General features: G+C 66.8%; 21 protein-coding genes. 10 read left to right on the plus strand and 11 right to left on the minus strand.

The window, feature by feature from the left end; all coding sequences use genetic code 11:
• Positions 1-6: 6 nt before the first annotated feature.
• The 6 genes from AAFN89_RS18510 to AAFN89_RS18535 all read right to left on the minus strand — a co-directional run bounded on the left by AAFN89_RS18510 (position 7) and on the right by AAFN89_RS18535 (position 6548).
• Positions 7-927, minus strand: a complete 921-nt coding sequence (locus AAFN89_RS18510) for a PfkB family carbohydrate kinase (protein WP_347540697.1) — start codon at positions 925-927, stop codon at positions 7-9.
• Positions 924-2027, minus strand: coding sequence for a sn-glycerol-3-phosphate ABC transporter ATP-binding protein UgpC (gene ugpC, locus AAFN89_RS18515; protein ID WP_347540698.1), 1104 nt, complete (start codon positions 2025-2027; stop codon positions 924-926). Before ugpC ends, AAFN89_RS18510 begins: the two co-directional genes overlap by 4 nt.
• A complete protein-coding gene (gene argH, locus AAFN89_RS18520; RefSeq protein ID WP_347540699.1) occupies positions 2027-3520 on the minus strand; it encodes an argininosuccinate lyase in 1494 nt (497 codons plus the stop codon). The genes ugpC and argH overlap by 1 nt, the downstream gene beginning before the upstream one ends.
• The gene (locus AAFN89_RS18525) at positions 3517-4386 is read right to left on the minus strand and encodes a carbohydrate ABC transporter permease (protein WP_347540700.1); all 870 of its coding nucleotides are present in this window, start codon (positions 4384-4386) and stop codon (positions 3517-3519) included. The genes argH and AAFN89_RS18525 overlap by 4 nt, the downstream gene beginning before the upstream one ends.
• A 1-nt stretch (position 4387) precedes the next feature.
• On the minus strand, positions 4388-5257 hold the full coding sequence (locus tag AAFN89_RS18530) for a sugar ABC transporter permease (protein ID WP_347540701.1): 870 nt from the start codon (positions 5255-5257) through the stop codon (positions 4388-4390).
• Positions 5258-5339: 82 nt separating this feature from the next.
• Positions 5340-6548 carry an extracellular solute-binding protein gene (locus AAFN89_RS18535; protein WP_347540702.1) on the minus strand — a complete coding sequence of 403 codons (1209 nt, stop codon included), beginning with the start codon at positions 6546-6548 and terminating at the stop codon, positions 5340-5342.
• Positions 6549-6806: 258 nt separating this feature from the next.
• On the opposite strand from AAFN89_RS18535, the gene AAFN89_RS18540 reads away from it, so the two are divergent.
• From AAFN89_RS18540 to AAFN89_RS18565, 6 genes are all read left to right on the plus strand, one after another.
• Positions 6807-8042 (plus strand): ROK family transcriptional regulator, encoded by a 1236-nt coding sequence (locus AAFN89_RS18540; protein ID WP_347540703.1) that lies wholly within the window; start codon positions 6807-6809, stop codon positions 8040-8042.
• Positions 8026-10422, plus strand: a complete 2397-nt coding sequence (locus AAFN89_RS18545) for a PIG-L family deacetylase (RefSeq protein WP_347540704.1) — start codon at positions 8026-8028, stop codon at positions 10420-10422. The genes AAFN89_RS18540 and AAFN89_RS18545 overlap by 17 nt, the downstream gene beginning before the upstream one ends.
• A gap of 7 nt (positions 10423-10429) precedes the next feature.
• Positions 10430-11353: a DMT family transporter gene (locus AAFN89_RS18550; protein ID WP_347540705.1), complete on the plus strand. Its 924-nt coding sequence runs from the start codon at positions 10430-10432 to the stop codon at positions 11351-11353.
• Positions 11354-11558: 205 nt separating this feature from the next.
• A complete protein-coding gene (locus AAFN89_RS18555; protein WP_347540706.1) occupies positions 11559-13007 on the plus strand; it encodes a UbiA family prenyltransferase in 1449 nt (482 codons plus the stop codon).
• The gene (locus tag AAFN89_RS18560) at positions 13007-14407 is read left to right on the plus strand and encodes an FAD-binding oxidoreductase (protein WP_347540707.1); all 1401 of its coding nucleotides are present in this window, start codon (positions 13007-13009) and stop codon (positions 14405-14407) included. The genes AAFN89_RS18555 and AAFN89_RS18560 overlap by 1 nt, the downstream gene beginning before the upstream one ends.
• Positions 14404-15141 carry an SDR family oxidoreductase gene (locus tag AAFN89_RS18565; RefSeq protein ID WP_347540708.1) on the plus strand — a complete coding sequence of 246 codons (738 nt, stop codon included), beginning with the start codon at positions 14404-14406 and terminating at the stop codon, positions 15139-15141. The genes AAFN89_RS18560 and AAFN89_RS18565 overlap by 4 nt, the downstream gene beginning before the upstream one ends.
• A gap of 8 nt (positions 15142-15149) precedes the next feature.
• Here AAFN89_RS18565 and AAFN89_RS18570 read toward each other — a convergent pair whose 3' ends face one another.
• Positions 15150-16358, minus strand: a complete 1209-nt coding sequence (locus AAFN89_RS18570) for an acyltransferase (protein ID WP_347540709.1) — start codon at positions 16356-16358, stop codon at positions 15150-15152.
• 196 nt (positions 16359-16554) lie between these two features.
• Between AAFN89_RS18570 and AAFN89_RS18575 the strand changes: the two genes are divergently transcribed.
• From AAFN89_RS18575 to AAFN89_RS18590, 4 genes are all read left to right on the plus strand, one after another.
• Positions 16555-18117, plus strand: a complete 1563-nt coding sequence (locus AAFN89_RS18575; RefSeq protein ID WP_347540710.1) for a hypothetical protein — start codon at positions 16555-16557, stop codon at positions 18115-18117.
• 103 nt (positions 18118-18220) lie between these two features.
• A complete protein-coding gene (locus AAFN89_RS18580) occupies positions 18221-18598 on the plus strand; it encodes a transporter (protein ID WP_347540711.1) in 378 nt (125 codons plus the stop codon).
• Between the two features lie 37 nt (positions 18599-18635).
• Positions 18636-19646 carry an NAD(P)-dependent oxidoreductase gene (locus AAFN89_RS18585; protein WP_347540712.1) on the plus strand — a complete coding sequence of 337 codons (1011 nt, stop codon included), beginning with the start codon at positions 18636-18638 and terminating at the stop codon, positions 19644-19646.
• A gap of 92 nt (positions 19647-19738) precedes the next feature.
• Positions 19739-20812: an FUSC family protein gene (locus AAFN89_RS18590; protein ID WP_347540713.1), complete on the plus strand. Its 1074-nt coding sequence runs from the start codon at positions 19739-19741 to the stop codon at positions 20810-20812.
• Here the strand turns inward: AAFN89_RS18590 and AAFN89_RS18595 are convergent.
• The 4 genes from AAFN89_RS18595 to AAFN89_RS18610 are packed head-to-tail and all read right to left on the minus strand — an operon-like array spanning position 20795 to position 24879.
• On the minus strand, positions 20795-21862 hold the full coding sequence (locus AAFN89_RS18595; protein ID WP_347540714.1) for a UDP-glucuronic acid decarboxylase family protein: 1068 nt from the start codon (positions 21860-21862) through the stop codon (positions 20795-20797). The two genes, AAFN89_RS18590 and AAFN89_RS18595, sit on opposite strands and share 18 nt — an antisense overlap.
• On the minus strand, positions 21859-22653 hold the full coding sequence (locus AAFN89_RS18600) for a TIGR04290 family methyltransferase (protein ID WP_347540715.1): 795 nt from the start codon (positions 22651-22653) through the stop codon (positions 21859-21861). Before AAFN89_RS18600 ends, AAFN89_RS18595 begins: the two co-directional genes overlap by 4 nt.
• A 16-nt stretch (positions 22654-22669) precedes the next feature.
• Entirely contained in the window at positions 22670-23788 is a 1119-nt protein-coding gene (locus tag AAFN89_RS18605) for a glycosyltransferase (RefSeq protein ID WP_347540716.1), read from the minus strand.
• Positions 23785-24879 carry a glycosyltransferase gene (locus AAFN89_RS18610; protein ID WP_347540717.1) on the minus strand — a complete coding sequence of 365 codons (1095 nt, stop codon included), beginning with the start codon at positions 24877-24879 and terminating at the stop codon, positions 23785-23787. Before AAFN89_RS18610 ends, AAFN89_RS18605 begins: the two co-directional genes overlap by 4 nt.

Below are 24879 nucleotides of genomic sequence, written 5' to 3' on the forward strand. Positions count from 1 at the left end.
GGCCGCCTAAACCGCCGACCGTTTGAGCGCGGCGGCGGGCTCCGCGATGGCGATGCCGCCGACGGTCTGGACGGACAGGCTGCCCCGGCGGACGCCGGCGTCCAGACAGTCGGCCAGGCCGCGCCCGTCCAGCCACCCGTCGATGAAGCCGGCGTCGAAGGCGTCGCCCGCGCCGGTCGTGTCTATGGCGGTGGTGGGCGGAGCCGGTTTGCGGAAGCGACGGCCGCCGGCTTCCGCCACCGCGCCGTCCTTGCCCAGCTTGACGGCGGCGGCCGGGAAGCGTCCGGCCAGGATCGTCAGGGCTTCCTCCGCGTCCTCCGCGCCGGTTATCGCACTGGCCTCCTCCGCGTTGGGCAGGAAGATGTCCACCCCTGCGCAGCGTTCCATCAGGCCGGGATCGCCGATCAGCCGGTCATCCCAGCTCGGGTCCAGCGACACCGACAGGCCCTTCGCCTTGGCGCGGCGGACCAGATCCGGAATCTCATCCAGCGTCGCGTATTCTGCGATGTGAAGGTGCCGGACGCCGGGGGAGGAGAGGGCGGCGTCGAGCGTCGCGGGCAGCGCGCGCCCGGCCCTGCGGGAGAGGAAGCCGCGCTCCCCCTCCTGCACCATGGCGACGGTCAGTTGCGGGCCGGCGTCGGGCGCGCGTTCGACGAAGGCGAGGTCGACCCCGCTCCAGGACAAAGGCTGCTCCAGCGCGAGCGACAGCGGATCGACGCCCAGGCGTGAGACGAGCCGCGCCGGACGGCCGAGCGCGACCAGATGCGCCGCGACGATGAACGCACCGCCGCCCGGCGTGATCGCCACATCCTCGGCGAACCGCTCGCGGCCCAGCGCCGGCAAGGCCTTCAGCCCCGTGAACACCAGATCGCAATAGATGCGGCCGATCGAAAGAACGGCCCCACGGGAATTCCTGTCATTGCTCATCGGCGGCCGAGCGCCCGTTCGTTTGCCTTGTCGAAAAAGTAGAGCGCCTCCGTCGAGGCCCGCACCTGCACGCGGTCGCCCGGCGAGGGGACGCCCTTGGGCGGGGCCGTGGCGATAAGCGGCGCGCCGTCCACCTCCAGATGCACCAGCGCCTCCGATCCCAGCGGCTCGATCACCGTGACCATGCCCTGGAGCGAGAGCGCACCGGTCCCGCCGTCGACCGGCGGGGCCACCGTCAAATCCTGCGGCCGGACGCCCAGCAGGATGTCCCGGCCCGCCACTGCTTCCCCGACCAGCGCGGACGCCGGAAGGGCTGCCTTCCGCCCGCCGATCTCGACGGAGGGCGCGCCGCCCTCTCCGGAAAGGCGCGCGGGCAGCAGGTTCATGGTCGGGCTGCCGATGAAGCGCGCTGTGAACACGTCGACGGGATTCTCATAGATCTCGGTCGGCGTGCCGACCTGCAGGATATGGCCGTCCCGCATCACGACGATCCGGTCGGCCAGCGTCATCGCCTCCACCTGGTCGTGGGTCACGAAGACGATGGTCGTGCCCAGCCGCTGGTGAAGCTTCTTGATCTCCAGCCGCATCTGGGCGCGAAGCTGCGCGTCCAGGTTGGACAGCGGCTCGTCGAACAGGAAGGCGGCGGGATCGCGCACCATGGCGCGCCCGATCGCCACCCGCTGGCGCTGGCCGCCCGAAAGCTCGGCCGGGCGACGCTCCAGAAGATCCTCCAGCCCCAGGACCGCGGCCGTCTTCTCGATCCGCTCCCGCTTCTCCGCCGGGGACAGCTTCGCGGTATGGAGCCCGAACCCGATATTCTTCGCCACGCTCATATGCGGATAGATCGCATAGTTCTGGAACACCATCGCGATGTTCCGCTCCTTGGGCTCGCGCTGGTTCACCACCTGCCCGTCGATCCGGATGTCGCCGCTGGAGATGTCCTCAAGCCCCGCGATCATCCTCAGCGTCGTCGACTTGCCGCAGCCCGATGGCCCGACCAGGACGACGAACTCCCCATCCTGCACCGTCAGGTCGATGCCGTGGACGGCGGTCACCTTGCCGTATTTCTTGACCAGCTTCGTCAGTTCGATGACGGCCATTATTCCTCTCCCATCAGGGCTGCGAAGCGGTCGGACCGCTCCCTCGCGGCCGTCTTCTCATGCTCTTCCGCCGCGCGCGCCGTCTCGTCGAAGCCGGAAAGCCGGCTGCGGTAGCCGTCCAGCGCGGCGGCAAGCGGCTTCGGCGCCGGGCCGCCGAAACGGTCGCGGACGGCGACGAAATGTTCCGGCGACACGATCTCCGCGAAGGTTCCGGCGTCGATCGCGGAAGGGCGGCCGACAGCCTTTTCGAAGGTTCGGATAAACGGCTCGTAGCCGTCCGCGCCCAGATCGCCCGCCTTCTCCGTCACCGCCCGCGCCACGGCCGCCGCGACTTCATGGGCCTCCCGGAAGGAAAGCCCCTCCCGCCGCACCAGGCTGTCGGCCAGTTCGGTGATGGTGACGGCGCTGCGGCGGATATTCTCCGCCACCCGGGCTTCGTTGACGCGCAGATCGGCGACCAGCGCCGCCAGCAGGTCCAGCACGCGGGAGGCGGAGCGGAACGCCTCGTATCCCATCGCCTGCGTCTCGCCCTCGCTGTCGTTCATGTCGGTGAAGGGCGTGTTGTGCATCACCGTCAGCATGGCGTGCGCACGGCCGGCAGTCTGGGAGGCGAGATGGCGCAGATGCTCGATCGGCACCGGATTGCGCTTCTGCGGCATGATCGAGGATATCTGGACGAAGGCGTTGGGCACGTAGATCTGCCCGACCTCGAAGCTGGTCCAGAACTGAAGGTCCTGGATCGGCCGGCCCAGATGCAGGAACATCAGCTCCATCGCGCCATAGGTCGCCGTCACATAATCCACGGCCGCAATGCAGCTATAGGAGTTCTCCAGCGGCCGGCTGAATCCCAGCAGCGTCGCCACGCGCTCCCGGTCGATCGGAAAGCCGGAGGTCGTGATCGCCGCCGCTCCCATGGGGCAGAGGTCGACGATCCGCCGCGCGTCCTCAACCCGTTCGATATCCCGTAGCAGCACCTCGATCACCGCCGACAGATAATGCCCGAAGGTCGTCGGCTGCGCCGGCTGGCCGTGAGTGTAGGCGACGATCAGCGTCCCGGCCTGCCGCTCCGCGGCGTCGATCAGCGTCGCCGCCAGATGGCGCGCCTTGCCCAGCAGAAGGTCGATCTCCGCCTTCAGCGCCAGCTTGAACAGCGTGTGGTCGATGTCGTTGCGTGACCGGGCGGTGTGCAGCCGGCCGGCGATGTCGGGTCCCAGCCGCCTTTTCAGCTCGGCTTCGATCAGGAAGAAGAAATCCTCCACCTCGCCGGTATAGGTGAGGTCGGCGACATTCACCTCCCGGTCGATCGCGTCCAGCGCGCGGGCGATCTCCCGAGCCTGCCGGTGGTCGAGGATCCCGGTCTCCGCAAGCATGATCAGATGGGCGCGGTCGATCGCCCTGAACCCGTCCACATGATGCGCCTTCGCGCCGTCGAACAGCGGCCGGAGGACGGTCTCCTTGTAGACCGGGTCGGGAAAGCGGCTGTCGTCCTTCATCCCTTGAGTCCCGCCAGCATGACGCCGCGCACGATATAGCGTTGCAGCAGAAGGAAGACGACCAGGGTCGGGATCGTCGCCAGGCTGGCGCCGGTCATGATCTTCTCCCATTGGATGGCCTGCTCCACGGCGAAGCTCGCCAGCCCGACGGGCAGCGTGTAAAGCTCCTTGCTGGTGGTGACGATCAGCGGCCAGAGGAAAGCAGTCCAGTTGCCCAGGAAGGTGAAGATCGCCAGCGCCGACAGGGCCGGCGTCACCAGCGGCATGGCGATCCGCCACCAGATCTGGAACTCATTCAGCCCGTCGATGCGCGCCGCCTCGATGAAATCGTCGGGCACCGTCTCGAAGAACTGCTTCATCAGGAAGGTGCCGAAAGCGGTCATCATGCCGGGGAACATGATGCCCCAATAGCTGTCCAGCCAGCCGAAATCCCGCGCCATCAGATACCAGGGGATGACCAGCATCTCCGTCGGGATCATCAGGGTCGACAGGATGGCGATGAAGACGACGTACCGGCCCCGGAAGCGGTATTTCGCCAGCGTGTAGCCGACCAGGCTGTCGAAGAAGACGTTCGACAGGGTGACGATGGTGGCGATGCCCATGGAGTTGACGAACCAGCGCAGGAACCGCCCGTCGGCCAGCACGTCGACATAGTTGGCGAACGTCACGTCCTGCGGGATGAGGCGCAGGTCGTAGACGTCGGCCGCCGGCTTCAGCGAGGTGGAGAGCATGAACGCCAGCGGCGTGATCATGATCAGCCCGCCGATGAACAGCAGCGTCCAGGCGACGATACGGCCGGGTGACGGCATCCTGACGCCCAGGAACCGGTCGCCGGTTGTGACGAGCGTGTCGGTAGCGGCGGTCATGTCAGCGATCCCTCAGGATGCGGAGCTGGACGAGGGAGATCACCAGCAGGACGATGAAGAGCACGACCGTCTGGGCGGCCGCATAGCCCATCTCGAAGGAACTGAAGGCGGTCTGGTAGATCAGCAGCACCAGCGGCTTGGTGGAGTTGAGGGGGCCGCCCGGATCGTTGGAGGTCATGTTGTAGACCTGGTCGAAGATCCGCAGGAACCCGATCGAGGAGAAGACGACCAGGAAGACGATGGTCGGCTTCAAGAGAGGCAGGGTGATCCGCGTCAGGATGGTCCAGTCGGACACCCCGTCGATGCGCGCCGCCTCGTAATAGGTGGACGGGATCGCCCGCAGCCCGGCCATGAAGATCACGATCTGGAAGCCCAGCCCCGCCCAGACCGCCGGTGCCAGGACTGCCGGCAGGGCCTGTGTCGTGGATCGCAGGAAGGGCTGTTGCGGCAGGCCGAGGCTCGCCAGCACATCGTTGATGAGGCCGATGGGCACGGGCTGATAGAACCAGCGCCAGACCCAGGCCATCGCGGCTGCCGTCGTCAGGAACGGCAGGAAATAGAGCGCCCGGATGAAGCCGTGCATGAAGCGCACGCGGTCCAGGTAATAGGCTACCGTGAAGGAGATCAGCAGGCTGACCGGCGTGCCGAGAATGAGGTAGGCGAAGGTGTTCCGGAAGACTTCCCAGAACACCGGATCCTGCGCCAGCCGCATGTAGTTGTCGAAGCCGATATAGCCCGGCGGCCGGAACAGGTTCCAGTCGGTGAGCGACAGGCGAAACGCATCCAGCGTCGGCCAGAACCGGATCACCGAATAGAAGAGGACGGGCAGGGCGAGGAAGGTCCACGCCCAGACCACCTGCTTCTGACGCAACGAGAGGCGGCGCCAGGCTCGGCCTCGGAGCGACGTATGCCCGGCCCCGCCTTTCGTTTCGTCGGTCATGACGCTTGCAACCCTACTGAGCGTAATAGGCGTCGAGCAGTTCCTGCTCGGCCTCGGCGGCCTGGGTCAGCGATTCCTGCGGATCCTGGCCCTCGATCAGGATGCGGTTGGTCATGTCGATCGTGACCTGGCGCTGGGCGGCCTCATCCACGAACAGGGTGGTGTGGGCGTAGTCGAGCGCCTTGAGGAAGGGGCCATAGATCGGGTCGGACAGGTTCTCCTCCGTCAGCGCGACCTCGCGCCGGGCCGGAAGCTCGCCGACCACGTCCAGCCACAGTTGCATCGCCTCAGGGGAGGAAATGTAGGTCAGGAACTTGACGGCCGCCTCCAACTCCTCGCCTTCCGCCTGGGCGGTGATGGCGTTGGCCCAGTAGCTGGCGTAGTTCGACCGCAGCCCGTCGGCGTTGGCCGGCAGTTCCGTCACGCCCCATTCGAAGCTGTCGATCGTCTCGAACGATCCCAGCCGGAAGGTGCCGTCGATGGTCATGGCGGCGCGTCCGGCGCGGAAGGCGGCCTGCGCCTCGTCCATGAAGCCGACCTGCCCGACCTCGTGTTCGGTCTGAAGGTCGATATAGAACTGGAGCGCCTCCAGCCCCGCCTCGCTGTCATAGGTCACGGTGCGGTAATTGTCGGCATAGGGCTCGCCGCCGAACTGGCGGACCAGCACCTCTCGCCACCATTGATGGTCCTGCCCGGCCATGTCCATGGCGAGGCCGGCGGAGATCATGTTGCCGGCGGAATCGAACTGCACGGTCTGCTTGGCCGCGGCGACGAACTCCTCCAGGGTCTGGGGCGGGTTCTCCGGGTCCAGGCCGGCCTCTTCGAACAGCGTCTTGTTGTAGAAGAGGGCGAGCGACCGGACGGCCGTGGGCAGCCCGTAATATTCGCCGTCTCGCTTCATCGCCTCGACGATCGGGAAGAACTCCGTCTCGATCATCTCATGCGGGAAGGCGTCCTGCGGCAGCGGCTGGACGATGCCGGCATTCACGAAATTGTCCAACCAGCCATAGAAGAGCTGGACCACGTCAGGCCCGATGCCGGCGATGGACGCGGCGGCGACCTTGGTCTGATAGTCGGCGTAGGGGAAGGTGGTGTGAACGACGGTGATGTCCGGGTTCTCGGCCTCGAACCGCTCGATCAACTGGTCCATCGCGTCGACGCGCGTCTCATAGACATACTGCCAGTATTCGATCTCGACCGCCTGGGCCGCTGTCGTCGTCATGAGGCCGACGCCAAGGCCTAGGCCCATAAGTATTCCGCGATTGCCACGCATTCCGATTGTCCTCCCTGTCGGGGCGCACGGATGCTTCCCCGCGCGCGGTTTTTCTGCAACTCGCCCTTCCCGGGGCTGAACCCCCGAGACTGAACCAGCGTGTCGCGGAGGGCGGGGCGGAGTCAATAAATTAAATCACTTGAGTTGAGTTATTTCTTTTCGCATCCTTTCGTGAGCTGACATTACGCCGGCACAAACGGGACGATCATGGTCAGAAAACGAAACGGACGTGCCGGCGGGCTGGCGATCGGCAATAATCCGGGACGCAGCCGGTCGCACAATCGGCGCGTCGTGCTGGAGGCGATCAGGCTGCACGGGCCGGCCGGACGGGCGGAGATCGCGCGCCTCAGTCACCTCACCGCGCAGGCTGTCTCCAACATCGCCGGAGAGCTGATCGAGGAAGGGCTTCTGATCGAACAGGGCCGGCTGCGGACGGGCAGGGGCCAGCCGCCCGTCCAGCTTGCGGTCAATCCCGATGGCGGCACGACCGTCGGGGTGGAGATCGCCGCCGACCACATCGTCATGGTGCTGGTCGATCTTGCCGGCAACAAGCGGGCGGAACGCTTCATCGCCGCGCCCAACGCCGATCCGGCGCACACCCTTCCCCTTTTGACGGATGGAATCGCGGAACTCCGCCAGAACGGGACGGGAACCGTTGGCCGGTCGCTCGGCATCGGCGTGGTCATGCCGGGCCCGTTCGAGATCGAGGGGTTGAGCTCCGTCGGTCCCACGACCCTGCCGGGCTGGGCCGGGATCGACGCCGCCTCGGTCATCGCGGAGGCGACGGGCGAGGCCGTTACGGTGGAGAACGACGCGACCGCCGCCGCGGTGGGAGAACGGCTCCACGGCGTCGCCCGGGACGTGCGCGATTTCTGCCTCGTCTATTTCGGCGTCGGCCTCGGGCTCGGTATCGTCGTCGACGGCAGGCCCTATCGCGGCGCCTTCGGCAATGCAGGGGAGGTGGGACACCTGACCGTAGTCCCGAACGGCAAGCCCTGCTTCTGCGGCAACCGGGGCTGCCTGGAGCGCTACGCGTCGCTTTATGCCCTTCAGGAACGGTTCAGGGAATCCGGCCGCGCGCTTACCGACCTATCCGACCTCCATCGCACCGGCGATCCGCTGCTGCTGGATTGGCTGGACGAGGCGGCGCGCCATCTGGCGCCGATGGTCGCGTTGCTGGAGAATCTGTTCGATCCCCAGACCGTCATTTTCGCCGGCACGCTTCCCGATGTGGTCATCGATGCGCTGATCGACCGCATGACTCCGCTTCCCCTCTCCGTCGCTAGCCGCCGCCGCGCGATGGCCCGCGTGATGCGCGGGGAATCCGGCCAGTACGCCGCCGCCTTGGGGGCGGCTGCCCTGCCGCTTCTGGAGACCCTCACCCCCAAGCTCGATATGGCGCCGGTCGCCGTGAAAGGAGATGCCCATGCCGTCGGATCGTGAACGGCTCGCCCGCCGGATGGGCGACCCGGCGCTCGTCCGCCTGCACCGCAAGCTGGAGCGACTTCGCTCAGTCGTGACGATCATGAACACAGGCGCTCATCCCGATGATGAGTTCAACAATCTTCTCGCCGCGCTGCGCTTCGGGATGGGAATGCGCATCGTCATCGGCTGCTCGACCAGAGGCGAGGGCGGGCAGAACGGCATAGGGCCGGAGCGGGGGGCGGCGCTGGGCGTGCTGCGGACGCGGGAACTGGAGGAGGCGGCGCGCGTCCTTGACGCCTCCATCGCCTGGCTGGGACACGGGCCGGCCGATCCGGTCCATGATTTCGGCTTCTCCAAGAATGGCGACGACACGCTGGCGCGCTGGGGGGAGGATAGGATCGTGGAACGGCTTGTCCGCGCCTACCGGACGGAAAGGCCGGACATCGTCCTGCCCACCTTTCTCGACGTTCCGGGACAGCACGGCCATCACCGCGCGATGACGCGGGCGGCCGAGTCGGCGATCGCTCTGGCGGCCGATCCCGCCGCCTATCCCGACCATGCGGCCGAGGGGCTGCGGCCCTGGCGGGTCGCCAAATTCTACCTGCCGGCCTGGTCGGGCGCCGGCGGCTCCTATGACGATGAGGAACCGCCGCCGCCGGCCACGCTGACCGTCGAGGCGCCGGGCCGCGACAGGGCCACCGGAGCCGCCTTCGGCCAGATCGGGGAATGGTCCCGGTCCTTCCACCGCTGCCAGGGGATGGGCGTCTGGCGGAACCGTCCGCCGGCGTGCTGGCCGCTCCATCTGCGCTCCGGCGGCGCGGAGAGCGATATCAGGGACGGCCTGCCGGCCGATATCCGCGCCCTCGGCGGGCTAGACGGCGTCAGCGCCGCCGCCGCGTCGGCCTTCACGGAGGCCCAGGCCGCGATAGACCGCGCGCTGGCGGCCTTTCCCGACCGCGAGGCGATCATCCTCGCCGCGACGGAGGCGGCGGAGGCCCTCGAGCAGGTGGAAACGGAACTGCCGGAAGCGATCGGCCACCGGATCTCCAGGAAGCGCCGGGAACTGGACGCCGTCATCATCGAAGCGGCGGGCGTGGCCATCCATGCTCGGGCGCAGCCCGTTACCCTTGCTCCCGGCCAATCCGGCGATATCCATGTCGTGATCGACCGCGAAGCCGACGACGATATTCCGGTCGCGGTCGATCTTTCGCTCACGCACGGCCTGTCCGTCGCCGAACGCTCGGAGGGCGCGGACGAGTCGGTTTTCCAGGTCGCCAGCGCTCCGGACGCGGCCTTCACCAGCCCCTATCCCGCCGCCTTCGATCCGCTGGGCGGCAATGGCGACGCCTTCATGAATGTTGCCGTCGATATCGGCGGCCGGACGGCGCGCGGAACCGTCGATCCGGAGGAACCGCTGCGGATCGCCCCGGCGCGGTCCGTCGCGATCGAGCCCCAGGCGGTCATCGTCAATCTTGCCCAGCCGGCCCGGTCGACCGATGTCGCGCTTCGTCTGGAGGGCGGGGCCGGGGATGCGGAGATCAGCTGGACGGTCCCGGAAGGTTTCTCGATCGAAGCGGAGGACGGAAACAAATTCCGGCTATGGCCCGAAGGCCGGCCGGCCGGCGGCGGGCACAGGCTGACTCCGACGATCGATGGCGATACCGCCTTCCGCGTCACGCCCATCGCCTATCCCCATATCGGCCGGACAGCCCATGTCCGGGAGGAGGCGCTGGACGTGCTGGTGCTGGAGGCCGTCATTCCGGAGGGCGTCCGCGTCGGCTATGTCGGCGGCGGCAACGACCATGTCGGGGTGTGGCTGGACCGGCTCGGAATCGATGTCACCGATCTCGATTCCGAAACGCTGCTGAACGGCGACCTGTCGCGCTTCACCACCATAATCGTCGGCATCTTCGCCTTCGGGACCCGGCCGGATCTGGCGGCCGCGCGGCCGCGCCTCCATCGCTGGGTGGAGGAGGGCGGGCATCTCGTCACCCTCTATCACCGGCCGGGCGATGGCTGGGACCCGTCGGCCACGCCGCCGCGCCTTCTCAGGATCGGCAGCCCGTCGCTGCGCTGGCGCGTCACCGATCCGGCGGCGGAGATCCGCCCGCTCGCTCCCGATCACCCGCTGCTGACGACGCCGAACGCCATCGGCCCGGAGGATTGGAGCGGCTGGGACAAGGAGCGGGGGCTCTATTTCGCATCGGAATGGGATCCGGTGTACCGGCCCCTCCTGTCCATCAACGACGCCGGCGAAAAGCCGCTTGAAGGCGCGCTGGTCTCCGCCGAAATCGGCCATGGACGGCATACCCATGTCAGCCTGGTCCTCCACCACCAGCTCGACCGGCTGGTGCCGGGGGCGTTTCGGTTGCTGGCGAACCTCATGCAGCCGGCATGAGATCGCGGTGATCTTCCGGCGGACGCCAGCGCCGGAGCCGGCGTCCGCCGCGACTCCGGGGGAGAACCGGCAGGGTGCGGCGTGGCTGCTGGCGGACATGCTGCTGGTCACCGCCATGCTCGGCCTCGTCAAGCATGAGGCGGCGACCTTCCCGCCGATCCAGCTCGTGTTCATCCGGTCGCTGGTCGGGCTGATCGCCGTCGCGCCGATCGCCTGGCGCTATCGAAGCGAACTTCTCCACGGCCGGCGTCTCGGCGGTCATCTGTTCAGGGTCGCCTGCAACACGCTGGCGCTCACCTGCAATTTCTTCGCAGTGTCCGCGCTGCCGCTCGCTTTGGTCACGGCGATCGGCTTCACGCGGCCCCTCGCGCTCCTGGCGCTCGCAGCCCTGATGCTGGGGGAGCGGATCGGACCCATCCGCTGGGCCGCCGCCGGCATCGGCTTCGTCGGCATCCTGGTCATGAGCCCGCCGGAGGGCGTCTCCTCCTCCCTGGGCTTCGCAGCGGCTCTCGGATCGGTCCTGTTCGGCTCGCTGGCGATCGTCCAGACCCGGCGGCTCAGGAGCGAGAACACCCATGTGCTGATGCTGTTCTACACGCTGGGCCTCAGCCTTCTGACCTCAATCCCCGCCGCCATCTCCTGGACGCCGGTGCCTCCAGGGGCATGGATCCCGCTGCTGGCGATCGGCGTGCTGGCGCAGCTTGGGCAATATTGCTTCCTGCGCGCCCACCAGACCGCCGATACGCGATACCTGGCGCCGCTCGGCTACCTTTCGATCGTGCTCGCCACCGCCGTCGGCTTCGCCTTCTTCGGTGAGACGCCCAGGCTGGCGACCTTCGCCGGCGTCGCGATCATCCTGCTGGCGCTCTACGCCGGGAACCGGCTGGAACGGCTGGTTTCAGCGCCCGATTCCGGCCGCCGCGGAACCTGAACCGCCATCCTGTCATTTGGTCGAGAGCATTTTTCCTTTTATTGGTATGTCTCTCACAATTGACATAAAATAGCGTAACCATTGCCTTGTTGTTCGCCGAAACAATTCATCACTGCCGGTCTGTCGGTGATGGCGGGCGCGAACTTGCGCCGCGAATTCCGCTGGCTGGGGCAGTTGAGACGCTGTTGGGACCAGGAGGGCTCTAATGTCCGCTGAACTGAGCATGCATCACGATCGGCCGGCCCCGACGCCCTTCATCGTCGATCTCGACAACGCGCTGACCTTCACCAACATCGCCGCCGAAAGCTTCGTCGTGGCGCTGGTCCGCGCGCCGCTGGAGGCGCTGCGGTCCCTTGGCGCGCTGCTGCGCGGGAACGGGGCGTTCGAGGAGCGGCTTTCCGCCGTCGGCGCAGTGGACGCGACGCTTCTGCCCTATAACCGGACGGTCGTCGAGGCGACCCGGCGGGCGGCGGCGGAAGGGCGGCCGGTCTATCTCCTGTCCGCGCGCGGCGAGCGCTATGCCCGCGCCGTCGCGGCGCATCTCGATCTCCTCGCCGGCTGGATTTCCTGGAACGACGGGTCCGTTCGCCCCGGCGAAAGCCGTATCGACCGGCTCGTCCGCCAGTTCGGCCATGAAGGGTTCGACTATATCGGGGACGACAGGGGCCGCCTCGCCATCTGGCGGAGCGTTCCCCATTCCGGCGATCCCTCGGCGACGGGGGAGATCGTCCAGCCCCTGACGCCCGCGGAGGCCGAGAGCGGCGACATCAAGAGGCCGAGGGCGAGTCTGAAGACCTGGATGCGGCTCATCCGCGTCCATCAATACGCCAAGAACGGGCTGGTGCTGGTCCCGGTTTTGACCGGGCACGCCTTCGCACTCGATCAGTTGACGGCGGCCTTCATGGCGCTCGTCTCCTTCTGCCTGGTGGCGTCCAGCGTCTACATCGTCAACGATATCGTGGATCTGGAGGCCGACCGGGCGCACCCCACCAAGCGCCGCCGCCCGATCGCCAGCGGAGAGATCCCGATCCTTCACGGGCTGATGGCCGTGCCGGTGCTGCTGGGGGCGGGAATCGGGCTGGCGGCCGTCGTCTCGGTGCCCTTCCTCCTGGTGCTGCTGGGCTATCTCGCGGTCACGACCGCCTATTCCTTCTATCTCAAGCGCCGCCTTCTCATCGACGTGGTGGCCCTGGCCGGCCTCTACACGCTCCGCGTCATCGCGGGCTCCGTCGCGACCGAAGTCGGCATGTCGGAATGGCTGCTCGGTTTCTCGATGTTCCTGTTCATGTCGCTGGCGCTGGTCAAGCGGTATACGGAGCTTGGGACGCGGGAAAGCGCCGGGCTCCCCGATCCGAAGAACCGGAACTACCGCATCGCCGACATGCCGATGCTGGGATCGCTGGCGGCCGCGTCGGGCTTCAGCGCCGTCGTCGTCTTCGGACTCTATCTTTCCTCCGACGCCGTTCGCGACAGCTACTCCCGCCCCTACGTGCTGTGGCTCGCCTGTCCGATACTGATGTACTGGATCGGGCGCGTGCTGATCATGGCGCAGCGGCGCGACATCCATGACGATCCAATCGTCTTCGCCCTGAAGGACCGGATCAGCGTCCTGGCCCTCATCGTCCTCTCGTCGCTGGTGCTGGCGGCGATCTGATGGCTGCGGATGGAGGCGCCGACAGGGTCGGCGGGACCGGGCGCGGCTGTCCGCCCGGCCGCGAGGTCGAGCTTTCCGGCTGGGGACGGTTCCCCCGGCGACGGTCGTCGGTCCACGCCATCTCCGCCCCGGCGGAGGTCGCCTCCTGTCTCTCCGGCGACGGACCTGTCATCGCGCGCGGCAACGGCCGGTCCTACGGCGACGCGGCCATCGGCGCGGGCTCCACGCTCAGCATGATCGGGCTGGACCGGCTCATCGCCTTCGACCCCGCGGCTGGCCGCTTGACGGCGGAAGCTGGGATTCTCCTCCGAGACATCATCGACGCCTTCCTGCCGCGTGGCTGGTTTCCTCCCGTCGTGCCGGGCACGAGGCTGATCACGCTGGGCGGGGCCATCGCCAGCAACGTTCACGGCAAGAACCATCACGGGCATGGCGGGTTCGCCCGGTGCCTCGACGAATTCACGCTGATGACGCCGCGCGACGGCGTGCTGAAGGTCTCCCGCACGTCCTATCCCGACCTGTTCGCCGCCACGATCGGTGGCATGGGGCTGACAGGGATCATCCTCGACGCCACGCTGCGGCTGCGACCCGTCGAAACCGGCTGGGTCAGCCAGAAGACGGTCGCCACAAGCGATCTCGCGGAGACGATGAGGGTCCTGCGGGAGGAAGAGGGGGCAACTTACTCCGTCGCCTGGATCGACTGTCTGGCGCGCGGTTCGGAGGTCGGGCGCTCGCTCGTCTATCTGGGGGAACATGCGACGCGGGACGAACTCGCCGCCGCCCGCGGAAGCGGCGAAGCCCTGTTCCCCCCGGCGAAACAGGCGCGCCTGACGGTTCCGGCGGATGCGCCCGGCTTCGTGCTCAACCCGCTCTCGATGCGGCTCTTCAACGAGCTCTACTACCGCAAGGGCGGCCGGCGGGCGGGAAAGAAGACGCTCGTCCCCTGGCAGCCCTACTTCTTTCCGCTGGACGGCGTCGGCGACTGGAACCGCATCTATGGCCGGCGCGGCTTCATCCAGCATCAATGCGTGCTCCCATACGAGACGGCCGGGACCGCTCTGCCGGAGATCATGGGGCGGGTGGTCCGCCGGGGCGACGCCTCCTTCCTGGCCGTCCTGAAGGCTATGGGCGCCTGCGAGGGCGACATCTCCTTCGCCATGCCGGGCTTCACGCTAACGCTCGATTTTCCGGTTCGCGACGGGCTGCTGGACTTCCTCGATGAGTTGGACAAGATCGTCGTGTCGGCTGGCGGGCGGCTCTATCTCGCCAAGGATGCGCGGCAATCCCGCGCCACCTTCGAAGCGGGATACCCGAACCTCGACCGCTTCCGGACCCTCCGGCATGCTTCCGGGGCCGCGTTGCGCTATCGATCCTTCCTTTCCGAAAGGCTGGGCCTGTGACCAAAACCGCGCTGATCGTCGGCGGCACCTCGGATATCGGGATGGCGACCGCCCGCCTCTACGCCGCCCGTGACTGGACAATCATCCTCGCCGCCCGCGACTTGGCGGCGGCGGAGCGTAACGCCGCCGACCTCCGGGCGCGAGGGCAGGGCGGGGTTCATGTGGCGGTGCTGGACATCCTGGAGACGGCAGGCTTCCAGGGCTTTCTGGACTCGCTGCCGGCATTGCCGGACACGGTCGTCTCCCTTGTCGGCGACCTGGGCGACCAGCAGAAATCGCAGGCCGACCCGGCCTTCGCCTCCCGTGTCCTCCGCGCCAATTTCGAAGGGCCGGCCCTGTTCCTGGAAGCCGTCGCGGAACGCTTCGCCAGACGAGCGTCGGGCGTCATCGTCGGCGTCAGCTCAGTGGCCGGCGATCGCGGGCGCGCTTCCAACTATACCTACGGGTCGGCCAAGGCCGGCTTCACCGCCTTCCTGTCCGGCCTGCGCAACCGGCTGACCGGATCGGGGGTGAGGGTGGTGACGGTGAAGCCCGGCTTCGTGCGCACTCGGATGACGGCGGGCATGGACCTGCCGGGCGCGCTGACCGCGGAACCCGACCAGGTCGCCCAGGCGATATGGCGCGCGGCGGAGGAGGGGCGGGGAGAAATCGTCTACGTTCTCTGGATGTGGCGCTTCGTGATGCTGGCGATTCGAAGCATCCCCGAAACGGTCTTCAAGCGCCTCAAGCTATAGGTCCCGCCCTACCAGAACCGCCCGCGGAACGAGATGAAGCGGCGCTCGAACTGGTAGAAGGACAGGAACGACAGCGGGATCGCGATCAGCAGGGTGAGGATCAGGAGGGTGACCGACTGCCCCAGATCCCGCTCGCCCGAAATTCCCACCAGCCCCGGCACGGTCGTGCTCAGCGTCCAGACCACGATTGCGTGGAAGAGGTAAAGGCCGTAGGAGACCCGGCCGACGCTCTGAAGGCCGGGAATCCGGCACAGCGCCGTCAGCCACTTCACCCGCAGGATCACGCCGATCAGCAACGTGGCGGAGCAGATCCAGATGATGGAATAGAGGAAGAATTCCCGTCCGCCGCCATAGATGAAGATCCGGAACAGGCTCCACGGCCCCGGCGTGACGCCGTCCTTTGCCAGGGTGATGTCCTGGTAGGAGAAGAAGCCGACATAGAGCAGCAGGCAGGTTCCGGCCAGCGCCATGGCGTAGGGGAAAAGCCAGGGCCGCGTCACGATCTGCCGGCGGAACAGCGCCAGGGCGCAGCCGCCGGCGAAGGCGCTGAACTGGGCCGGCGTCAGCATGTAGATGACCTGCGCGGTCTTGATCTCCGACCAATCCAGCGACCGGCCGATTTCGGAAACCAGGACACGCACCAGCGGGCTGGTGACGCAGATGCCCAGGATGACCCATCCGATGAAGCGCCGCGGGACCAGCAGGAACAGGAACGGCCAGATAAGGTAGAACTGCTCCTCCACCCCCAGCGACCAGAGGACGGAGAAGGGCAGCCAGTGATGCGCCTGCGGATCCTCCAGGAAGATCGGCCGCAGGTTCGACGTGAATGTCAGCACCCATGGCAGGTAATCCAGGTTCTCTGTCTGGCCGGAAAGCAGCGCGGCCAGGGTGCAGAGGCCGATGAACAGGAAGTAGAGAGGCCAGATCCGCAGCGTCCGCCGCATGTAGAAGTTCAGCAGGAAGGCGCGCCTGGTATTGTGCTTCTTCTCCGAATTCAAAAGCGACGTCGTGATCGCGAAGCCGGAGATGACGAAGAACAGCCACACCCCCATCCAGCCCGCATCGAAGGGCAGGCCGCTATGGAAGACAACGACGGAAAGCGCGGCCAATGCCCGCAATGCGTCGATTTCGGGGATGTAGCCTTCGGCTGCGATGGGTCGCGCCGACGCGCGTTCCCCCACCAACCCGACATCGCGGGCTGTCGTGGCGACTGACATGATGTGGTTCCCCGGCGCTCACGATGCCACGGCAATGGCGGTCGCGGGTTGATCCATGCATTTATCTTTAAATGACGGTGATCAAAAACGGGTTCCATCTCGTTAATCCCTTTTGCGAACTCCTGAAGAGCGATGGCGTCTGTCGTGACAATCATGGTCTGCTTCGGAAAGTGGATGAAAAGGATGGGAAAAGATCATGTCGATCAATGCGATCGGTAGTCATTTTGACGATGATCCTCCTGCCGCTCCGCTGGCGGGGCGGGCGGTCGGGCGGGTGCTGCCGCTGGGCCTGGGACTTTTTCTGGCCGTCGCCATCTGCCTTCTGGGATATGTCTTTTTTGCCCGAGGCCCCTGGGTCGACGAATTCTATTCCCTCTACGCGACCGATCCCGCGCGCAGCCTCCGGGAAGCGTTCGCGGAGGTCTTCCTCTTCGACAATCATCCGCCGCTCTACAATCTCGCCTTCTGGGCGATGCGCCGGATCGGCGATTTCTCGCTGGAGACCGCGCGGCTGTTCAATCTCGGCGCGCTGGCCGTCTTCCTGGCCTATTGGTGGTCCCGCTGGCGCGCCTGGCCGTCCCACCGGACAACGCTGGCGATATTCCTCGTCCTCTTCCTCTCATCGTCCCAGGTGATCGATGAGATCGCGGATTTCCGGACCTATTTCATCCTGCTGATGGTCGGCGGCGCGATGGCGCTTTCGCTGCGTGGAATGCTCGACCTCCCCGCCGGAAGGTTGAGCCGCGTCGATGTCGCAATCTTCCTGGTCACGGTCTTCCTTGCCGCGAACCTTCACTATTTCGGGACGCTCTATTCCTTCTTCCTCGTCGGCTTCTCCCTGCTGGCCCTGCTGTCGGCGCGGCGCTACGCCCTGATGCTGGTCGTCGGCGGCGGCTCGCTCCTCGCGGCCGCGCCGGCGGCGCTCTTCCTTCTCCTGCAGCTCGACGTGATCGCCGACCGGTCGGGCGGCGCCTTCTGGATCAATGATGGGCCGCTCAAGACGGCCGAGACGCTGGTGCTGTCCCAGGTGACGCAGAGCGGCGCGAACGTGGTCGCCGGCCTCTGCGCCATCCTCGCCCTCATTCTGATCGCGCGCCGTGCGGGATCTATCGGCCGTATGGTTTCGGAGATCGGAGTTTCGACTCTCGTCCTTGCGGCGGCGGTCGTCGCCTTCCTGCTCACGCTCTTCCTCGTCAGCCTCCATACGCCGGTCGTGATGCCGCGATACCTCGTGCCCGCCTCGGCCGCGACCTGTCTGGTGATCGCGACGCTGGCGGGACCCATGGCGAGCCGCCGGCCGGTGATCCTCATCGCGATCGTCGTGAACGCCCTGGCCTATCTGGCCTTCGGCGTCGCCAAGGCCCAGCCGGACCTTCCGCGTTGGGACGCCAGCGCCTCCCTCGCCCAGGAGGCGGCGCGGGAATGCCCGACGCGTCCCGTCTATGGCGTGCTGAGGCCGGGAACCCGTGAGGAGTTGGCGCGCTTCGGCGGCATGGTGGACACCAACGGCGTCTTCCGGCTGGCCTATGCGGAGATGGCAAGCCGCCGCGGCTTCCAGGTGACGATGCTGCATCCGGCATCCGGGGCGCCGCCGCTGGATCCGGAATGCGGCGCGGCGTTCTGGTTCGAACATGTCGACCTGCTGCTCGATAACCCGGTTCAGGACTGGTTCGCCAGGTTCAAACTGGACCTCCCCGCCTCATGGAATCTCGACCTCCGCCGAGGGATATCCGGCGGGGTCGTCGTGGCTTCGCCTTAAGCCGTCCTCGAAAATGCCTTCAATGCCCGACAAATTCGCCCGTCACGCCCATCGGGCCGCCGGCCCTGTCCACACCCTTGCCCCGGAACCGAGGCCAGCCCCGATGCAAGCTTATGCGCTATCCCTGATACTCATCCTGTTCACCGTCAGCACGAACGCGGCGGCGCAAATCCTGCTGAAATACGGGATGACTGCCGTCGGCCCGCTGGATTTCGGCGGCGGGCGGGTGATCTCCCAAGCCTTCGGAATCCTTTTCCAGCCCTGGGTGTTCCTCGGCCTCTGCACTTTCGTGATCAGCATGACCTCCCATCTGGTCGTGCTGTCGCGGGTCGATCTCAGCTTCGCCTATCCGTTCCTGTCCCTCGCCTACATCATGGTCGCCGCCTATTCCTTCTTCATCTTCGGCGAGGATGTGACGGGGATCCGCCTTGTCGGCTACGGCCTGATCTGCGCCGGCACCGTCTGCATCGCGTTCAGCTGACGCGCCGTCTGCGCAACCCCATTCAGAGGAAGATCGAATGAAGCACATCATCATCGGCGGCAACGGCTTCGTCGGCCGCCACCTGGCCCACGACCTTTCCGCACTGGGGGAGGAGGTCATCGTCGCCGATATCGAACGCAGCGACCTCGCGGTCTATGACAAGGTCCGCCACATCGCCATCGATGTGCGCGACCGCGCGACGCTGGACCGGATTCCGCTCGATTCCGACGATCTTGTCTACAACCTCTCCGCCAAGATGCTCAGCCCCATCCAGGTGCGGGCGAAGCGCTACGATTTCTTCTGGCCGGTCAACTTCCACGGCGTTGAGAACATCCTGGACTGGATGGCCTCGCATGACGCCCGGAAATACGTCCAGTACACCACCGACATGGTCTATGGGCACAACACCGACCTTTACACCACCGAGGACGCGCCGCGGAATCCGCTGGGAGAATACGGCAAGTCCAAGCTGGCGACCGAGCTTCTGTGCGAGGAATGGCGCACGCGCGGCATGAACGTCTCGATCTTCCGGCCGCGCCTGATCATCGGGCCCGGCCGGCTCGGCATATTGGTCAAGCTGTTCAAGCTGATCGACCGCAACTTGCCCGTGCCGATGATCGGCTCCGGGGCCAACCCCTATCAGTTCATCTCCGTCTATGACTGCTCCTCCGCCTGCATCGCGGCGTGGCGGCACGGCGTGCCCAACGGGACCTACAATCTGGGCTCGGAGGACCCGCCGCCGGTGAAGAAGCTGCTGGGCGATCTGATCAAGGAAGCGGGCAGCAGGTCCGTGCTGGTTCCGACCCCCGCGCCGCTGGTCAAGGCGACGCTGGCCCTGATGGACCGGGCGAACGTCCCGCTGATGGATCCCGAACAGTACCTGATCGCCGATGAGACCTGCATCCGCAGCATCGAGGCCGCGAAGCGCGACCTGGACTGGACCCCGCGCGACCGCGACCAGGACATGCTGAACAAGGCCTACCGCGAATACCGCATGCTTTCGGAACGCGACGGCCGCTCCCCCTCATCGGCCTCCCACGCCGCCTAGGGACCCGCGGAACCGCTGCCGGTTGTTCCCTGTTCGAACGATGTGACCCTTCCGGGATCACGCTCCCCTGACTGGATGGCGGTGGTTTATTGATGGATTGTCGGCACGCGTTCTATCGCCACGGCGGGCCGTCGCGATTTTCTATCCAGGCCGCCGTGGCCGCCCTGACCGCCTACGGGCTCACCCTGCTTACCGGGGTAGAAAACGTGTCGTGGGCGGTGTTCGCGGCGCTGTTCGTCGTCCATGTCAGCGTGGGCGGTACGCTGGAGGCGGCGGTTGGCCGACTCGTCGGAGGCTTCATCGGCCTGCTTCTCGGCCTGACGTGCCTGTTCACGATCGGAAGCGGGGAATGGCGGACGCCCCTGTCGCTGATTGTCGCGGTCGGGACCATGAGCTTCATCGCCGGCTGCAGGCCGGGCCTCAGCTATGGTCTGGTCACGACCGCGATCCTGATCCTGGCTCCCGGATTTGAAATCGTGGAAGGCGCATTGCTGAAAGGCGCCGCCATAGCGATCGGCACGCTGGCGGGAAGCGCGGCCGCAACGCTGATCCTGCCAATGCCCGCGCGGCGCGGCGCGGCGCGGCATCTCGCCGAAGCGTTGCGAGGGTATGGAGAGCTTCTGGAAGCGATCCAGGAGACCTTCGTGCGCGGCGGCTGGACGGACCTGATTCCGCTCCACAACAAGATAGCGGACGAACTGGCGCAGGCGCGATCGATGGCCGGTCAGTCCCTCACCTCCTGGTTTTCCGGGAACAGGGACGACAAGGAAGGTAGCCCGCTTTCGCTGGTCGGGAAGGTGGAGCGCATCTGGTACACGCTCGCCATCCTGGATCGGTTGAGCGGCCGCGGCTTTCCCGCGCAGGCGGACCTGCTTCTGGAGCCAAGCGAAGAGGCGACCCATGCCTATCGCGATTATTTTCGGAAGCTCGCCGACAGCCTTGACGATTCTGGAAAGCGCCCGTCCATGAATGCTCTCCGCCAGGTCCGGGACCGTCTGCTGGGGGAGTTGGATCACCTGCGTCGTGAGAACCGGACCTCCGACCTGCCGCGCAAGGACATGGAACGGATATTCGTCTTGGGCTTCGCCTGGCAGCAGCTTTCCAACAGCGTCGAAAGCCTTGCGGGCGCGATGGACAGCGACGGCCGGTCAGATGGACGGGCTTGAAGCCTCCAGCCGGGTGGCGGCGCCGTTCTGAAGCACCGGCGCTTCGGCGATCCGCACCTTCTCCCCCATGATCGCGGCGCGGGCGGGCGGGCGCTCCGGCATCGTCTCCTGGAACCAGCGCACGGTCCGGGACAGCCCGACATGCAGCGGGACGGTCGCGGACCAGTTCAGGAGTTGACGGGCCAGGCTGGTGTCCGGCTTCCTGCGGCGGGGATCGTCCGCCGGCAGGGGAAGGTTTATGCAGCGCGACCGGGATCCGGTGGCCTTCAGCACACGCCGCACCAGGTCGGCGACAGTGATCTCCGTAGGATTGCCCAGATTGACCGGCCCCGGCGCCTCGCCCTCATATTCCATCAGCGCCTTCAGCCCGCGCACCAGATCGTCGACATAGCAGAAGGACCGCGTCTGCTGGCCGTCGCCGTAAAGCGTGATGTCCCTTCCGGAAAGGGCCTGGGTGATGACGTTGGAGATCACCCGCCCGTCATCGGCGCGCATGCGCGGGCCGTAGGTGTTGAATATCCGCGCGACCCGGACATCCGCCCGCCCGGCCCGGCGATAGTCGAAGCACAGCGCTTCCGCCGCCCGTTTGCCTTCGTCGTAGCAGGCGCGCGGGCCGGTGGGATTGACGTTGCCGAAATACCGCTCCGTCTGGGGGTGGACCTCGGGGTCGCCGTAGATCTCGCTGGTCGATGCCTGGACGAAGCGGGCCCCGGTGTCGGCCGCCAGCGCCAGCAGGTTCCGTGTCCCGACGACGCTTGTCATCATGGTGTGGATCGGGTCGGCCTGGTAGTGGGGCGGCGAGGCCGCGCAGGCCAGGTTGAAAATCCAGTCCGGCCGGACCGAGGTTGGCAGCGGCTCGATCACGTCGGCGTGGATCGTCTGCAATCGCGGCTCGTTCCGATGTCGGTCCAGATTCTCCATCCGGCCGGTCCGGAAATTGTCGATGCAGATGATTTGCGCGCCGGTCTCCAGCAGCGCGTCGCACAAATGGGAGCCGATGAAGCCGGCGCCGCCGGCCACCAGGATGCGGGATTGTCTGCCGTTTTTCATTCCTGAAACTCCTCGATTTTCCGCAGACGACACGCCGCCGGAAGGGCTTCGTCCAGAGAAGCGCCGGCCTGGGCGGGCAGGCCTCCCTCCGCCGGCACGCAGACGTAGAATTCGTGCGCCGGGCGGGACAGGACCCGGAAGCCGGCGCTGCGCAGCATCGCTTCCGCCGCGGCGGCGTTCGGCGCCCACCAGTTGGTCGGGTCGTCGGCGAAGGTGGTTTCGATGAAGGCCAGATGCGGCCAGTCGGGCCGCGCCAGCCGGTCCCGGCTGTCGAAATCGGCCGGCGCCTCCGGCTCGTGCGGCCCGTCATCCTCCCCGAAGGTCAGGGTCTGGAAGATCAGCAACCCGGGGCGGAGGCTGGAAAGCATGTCCAGCGCCAGCAGCGGATAGCGGAGGTGATAGAGCACCCCCATGAACAGGATGACGTCGAACCGTCCCGGAAGGTCCGCCAACTGGTAGACCGACCGTTGCTCGAACGTGACGTTGCCGATATCCAGGATTTCCGCCGCCCACCGGGCCTGCCGGAGATAGCGGGCATCGAAATCGATGCCCAGCACCTCGGCCCCGCGCTGGGCCATGGCGAAACTGTAGAAGCCCGCATTGCAGCCGATGTCCAGTGCCCGCATCCCGCGCATGTCCTCCGGCAGCTCGTCGCATATCTGCCGCCATTTGAAGGCTGGGAAATCGCCGAACCTGTGACCCGGGGCGGTCTCGACGCCGCCGGGAAGGTGCAGGTTGTGGAACCAGGGACCAAGGGCCGCGACCTGTTCGCCCAGCCTTTCGGTATCCATTCGCGAACCTCTCATCCTATGCTTCCTCGAGCGCCCTGGGCCGCTCCGACGGGTTCTTCTCCGCCGCCGCTTCGGACAGCAGCTCCTCCAGCTCCGCGGCGCGACGGTCGGCGGTGTGCTGGGCCAGGACCCTTCGCCGGGCCGCCTCCGCGATCCGCCCCCGCTCCGCGTCCGCAAGATCCAGGGTCGCAAGCACATCGGCCGCCGACCGGGCGATCCTGATCTCCTGCCCGTCGATGAAGAATTCGTCCAGCCCCTCCCAATGATCGGAGATGATGGGCGTCCCGCAGGCGGCCGCCTCGAACAGCCTCACGCTTGGGCTGTAACCGCTCCTGATCATGTCCGCGCGGGTGACGTTCAGCGTCCAGCGGAGGGCGGAATAGAAATCGGCGTGCCTGTCCGGCGGCACGTGGTCGATACGCTGCACATTCTCCGGCCAGTCGATGTCGTCGGGATATTGGGGGCCGGCGACCACGAAGCGAAGATCGGGCCGCCGGCGCGCCGGCTCCAGCAGCAGTTCCTCCAGCGGCGGCTGGCGGTCGGCGCTGTAGGTCCCCAGATAGCCCAAATCCCAGCGCCTTGGCCCGTCCAGAGGGCGGTAGTGCTGCGGATCGACCGCGCAATGGAGCGCCCTTGCCCTCGCCGCACCCAACTCGTCCTCTATGAAGGAGAGAAGGGGGCCGCTGGTGAAGGACAAATAGAGATCAAAGCCTCCCGCCACGTCGCGGGCAAGATAGTCGCAATCGCCGGCCAGGATGCCGGCCACCGTGACCGGCGTGTCGATATCGTAGAGGGCGGTCACGCCGGTCGCGGTCGTCTGCACGATGCGCGCGGCGGCGATGCCGTCCGGCACGTAGGAGCCCAGGATCACCGCGTCGGCGTCGGCCAGCGCGCCGGTGAACTTCGTCCGCAGATCCTCGACATGGTCGTAGAGGTGCAGCCGGCAGAAATCCGGGTCGGGCAGGTCGCGGTTGGCCGCGTACCACGGCATGTCCCTTTCCAGGAAGGTAATGTCGTGTCCCCTTGCGTGGAGCGCGCGCAGAAGCGACCGGTAGGTCGTGGCATGCCCGTTCCCCCAGGAGGAGGTAAGGCTTAAGCCCACGAAGACGAGGCGGAGGGGGCGTTGCGGAATCATGCCGGACACCTTTCCCTTCGTTCAGCGAAACTATCCTTCAGCAGGCGGTCGAGCTGGCTTGCCCGCTGATGGTAGGTATGGTCCGACAGCACCCGCCGCCGCGCGCGTTCCCCGATCTCCGCCGCTTCACCCGGCGTCAGGGTCAAAAGGTGTTCCTCGACGTCCCGGCCGTCCCGCGCCACCAGGATCTCCATCTCCGGCTCCAGGAACAGTCCAAGCCCTTCCCAGGCGTCGGTGATGACGCAGGCCCCGGCGCCAGCCGCCTCGAAGACCCGCGTCGCGGGCGAATAGCCGATGGAGGCCATGGAATTCCGCGCGATGTTCAGCACCGCCAGTGGCGTCCGGTTGAAGGCGTTATGGTCACGGCTGAAGACATGCCCGACATGCCGGACGTTCGCCGGCAGGGCGGCGCTTTCCCATCCTGCCCCGCCCAGCAGGAAGGGCTGGTCGGGCGACCTCCGCGCCGGCTCTAGGAAGAAGCGTTCCACCCGTTCCTCACGGTCCGGCAGCCGATTGCCCAGGAACCCCAGATGGCCGGCGAAGCGGGGGTCGGGGACGACCGGATGGTGGGTGGCGGGGTCGACGGCATTGTAGATCGGCGCGCACGACCGGGCGCCCAGCGCCCGGTAGGCCGCGACAACCGGCGGGCCGCCGCCATAAGTCAGGACCATATCCAGATGCGGCAGCGCCCGGCGCAGCGGATGAAGCGGCTGGTTCCCGATCTCTGCCAGCGTCGCCGGCGCGTCCACGTCCCAGAATATCCGCAGCGCGTCCTCGCGGGCCGCCGCTATCGCACCTTCCAGCAGTTCGTCGTCGAACACGCCGACGCCGCTGGCCTTGACGACGATGTCCGCCTCGGCCGCCCGGGCGATCACCCGGGCGACGCCGCCGGGGGTGTTCTCGTAGACCACCACTTCCGCCCAGTCCGGCGGATCGATGTCCCGATGGGCCTGACGGTTGAAGGCGTCGGGTTCGAAGAAGACGATGTCGTGGCCAAGCCGCGCCATGGCTTCCAGAAGGCCGCGATAATAGGTGGCGGCGCCGTTCCAGTAGGATGAAAGCAGGCTCGATCCGTAGAAGGCGATCCGCAT

This window comes from Inquilinus sp. CAU 1745 (assembly GCF_039839375.1).
Lineage (GTDB): Bacteria > Pseudomonadota > Alphaproteobacteria > DSM-16000 > Inquilinaceae > JBDOQU01.

What these genes read in the sequence shown, in the direction of transcription:
- AAFN89_RS18590 (WP_347540713.1), top strand. Translation starts at nt 19,739, where the DNA reads ATGGATTGTCGGCACGCGTTCTATCGCCACGGCGGGCCGTCGCGATTT.
- ugpC (WP_347540698.1), bottom strand. Translation starts at nt 2,027, where the DNA reads ATGGCCGTCATCGAACTGACGAAGCTGGTCAAGAAATACGGCAAGGTG.
- AAFN89_RS18600 (WP_347540715.1), bottom strand. Translation starts at nt 22,653, where the DNA reads ATGGATACCGAAAGGCTGGGCGAACAGGTCGCGGCCCTTGGTCCCTGG.
- AAFN89_RS18610 (WP_347540717.1), bottom strand. Translation starts at nt 24,879, where the DNA reads ATGCGGATCGCCTTCTACGGATCGAGCCTGCTTTCATCCTACTGGAAC.
- AAFN89_RS18525 (WP_347540700.1), bottom strand. Translation starts at nt 4,386, where the DNA reads ATGACCGCCGCTACCGACACGCTCGTCACAACCGGCGACCGGTTCCTG.
- AAFN89_RS18595 (WP_347540714.1), bottom strand. Translation starts at nt 21,862, where the DNA reads ATGAAAAACGGCAGACAATCCCGCATCCTGGTGGCCGGCGGCGCCGGC.
- AAFN89_RS18510 (WP_347540697.1), bottom strand. Translation starts at nt 927, where the DNA reads ATGAGCAATGACAGGAATTCCCGTGGGGCCGTTCTTTCGATCGGCCGC.
- AAFN89_RS18575 (WP_347540710.1), top strand. Translation starts at nt 16,555, where the DNA reads ATGTCGATCAATGCGATCGGTAGTCATTTTGACGATGATCCTCCTGCC.
- AAFN89_RS18570 (WP_347540709.1), bottom strand. Translation starts at nt 16,358, where the DNA reads ATGTCAGTCGCCACGACAGCCCGCGATGTCGGGTTGGTGGGGGAACGC.
- AAFN89_RS18535 (WP_347540702.1), bottom strand. Translation starts at nt 6,548, where the DNA reads ATGACGACGACAGCGGCCCAGGCGGTCGAGATCGAATACTGGCAGTAT.
- AAFN89_RS18540 (WP_347540703.1), top strand. Translation starts at nt 6,807, where the DNA reads ATGGTCAGAAAACGAAACGGACGTGCCGGCGGGCTGGCGATCGGCAAT.
- AAFN89_RS18555 (WP_347540706.1), top strand. Translation starts at nt 11,559, where the DNA reads ATGTCCGCTGAACTGAGCATGCATCACGATCGGCCGGCCCCGACGCCC.
- argH (WP_347540699.1), bottom strand. Translation starts at nt 3,520, where the DNA reads ATGAAGGACGACAGCCGCTTTCCCGACCCGGTCTACAAGGAGACCGTC.
- AAFN89_RS18545 (WP_347540704.1), top strand. Translation starts at nt 8,026, where the DNA reads ATGCCGTCGGATCGTGAACGGCTCGCCCGCCGGATGGGCGACCCGGCG.
- AAFN89_RS18585 (WP_347540712.1), top strand. Translation starts at nt 18,636, where the DNA reads ATGAAGCACATCATCATCGGCGGCAACGGCTTCGTCGGCCGCCACCTG.
- AAFN89_RS18560 (WP_347540707.1), top strand. Translation starts at nt 13,007, where the DNA reads ATGGCTGCGGATGGAGGCGCCGACAGGGTCGGCGGGACCGGGCGCGGC.
- AAFN89_RS18580 (WP_347540711.1), top strand. Translation starts at nt 18,221, where the DNA reads ATGCAAGCTTATGCGCTATCCCTGATACTCATCCTGTTCACCGTCAGC.
- AAFN89_RS18605 (WP_347540716.1), bottom strand. Translation starts at nt 23,788, where the DNA reads ATGATTCCGCAACGCCCCCTCCGCCTCGTCTTCGTGGGCTTAAGCCTT.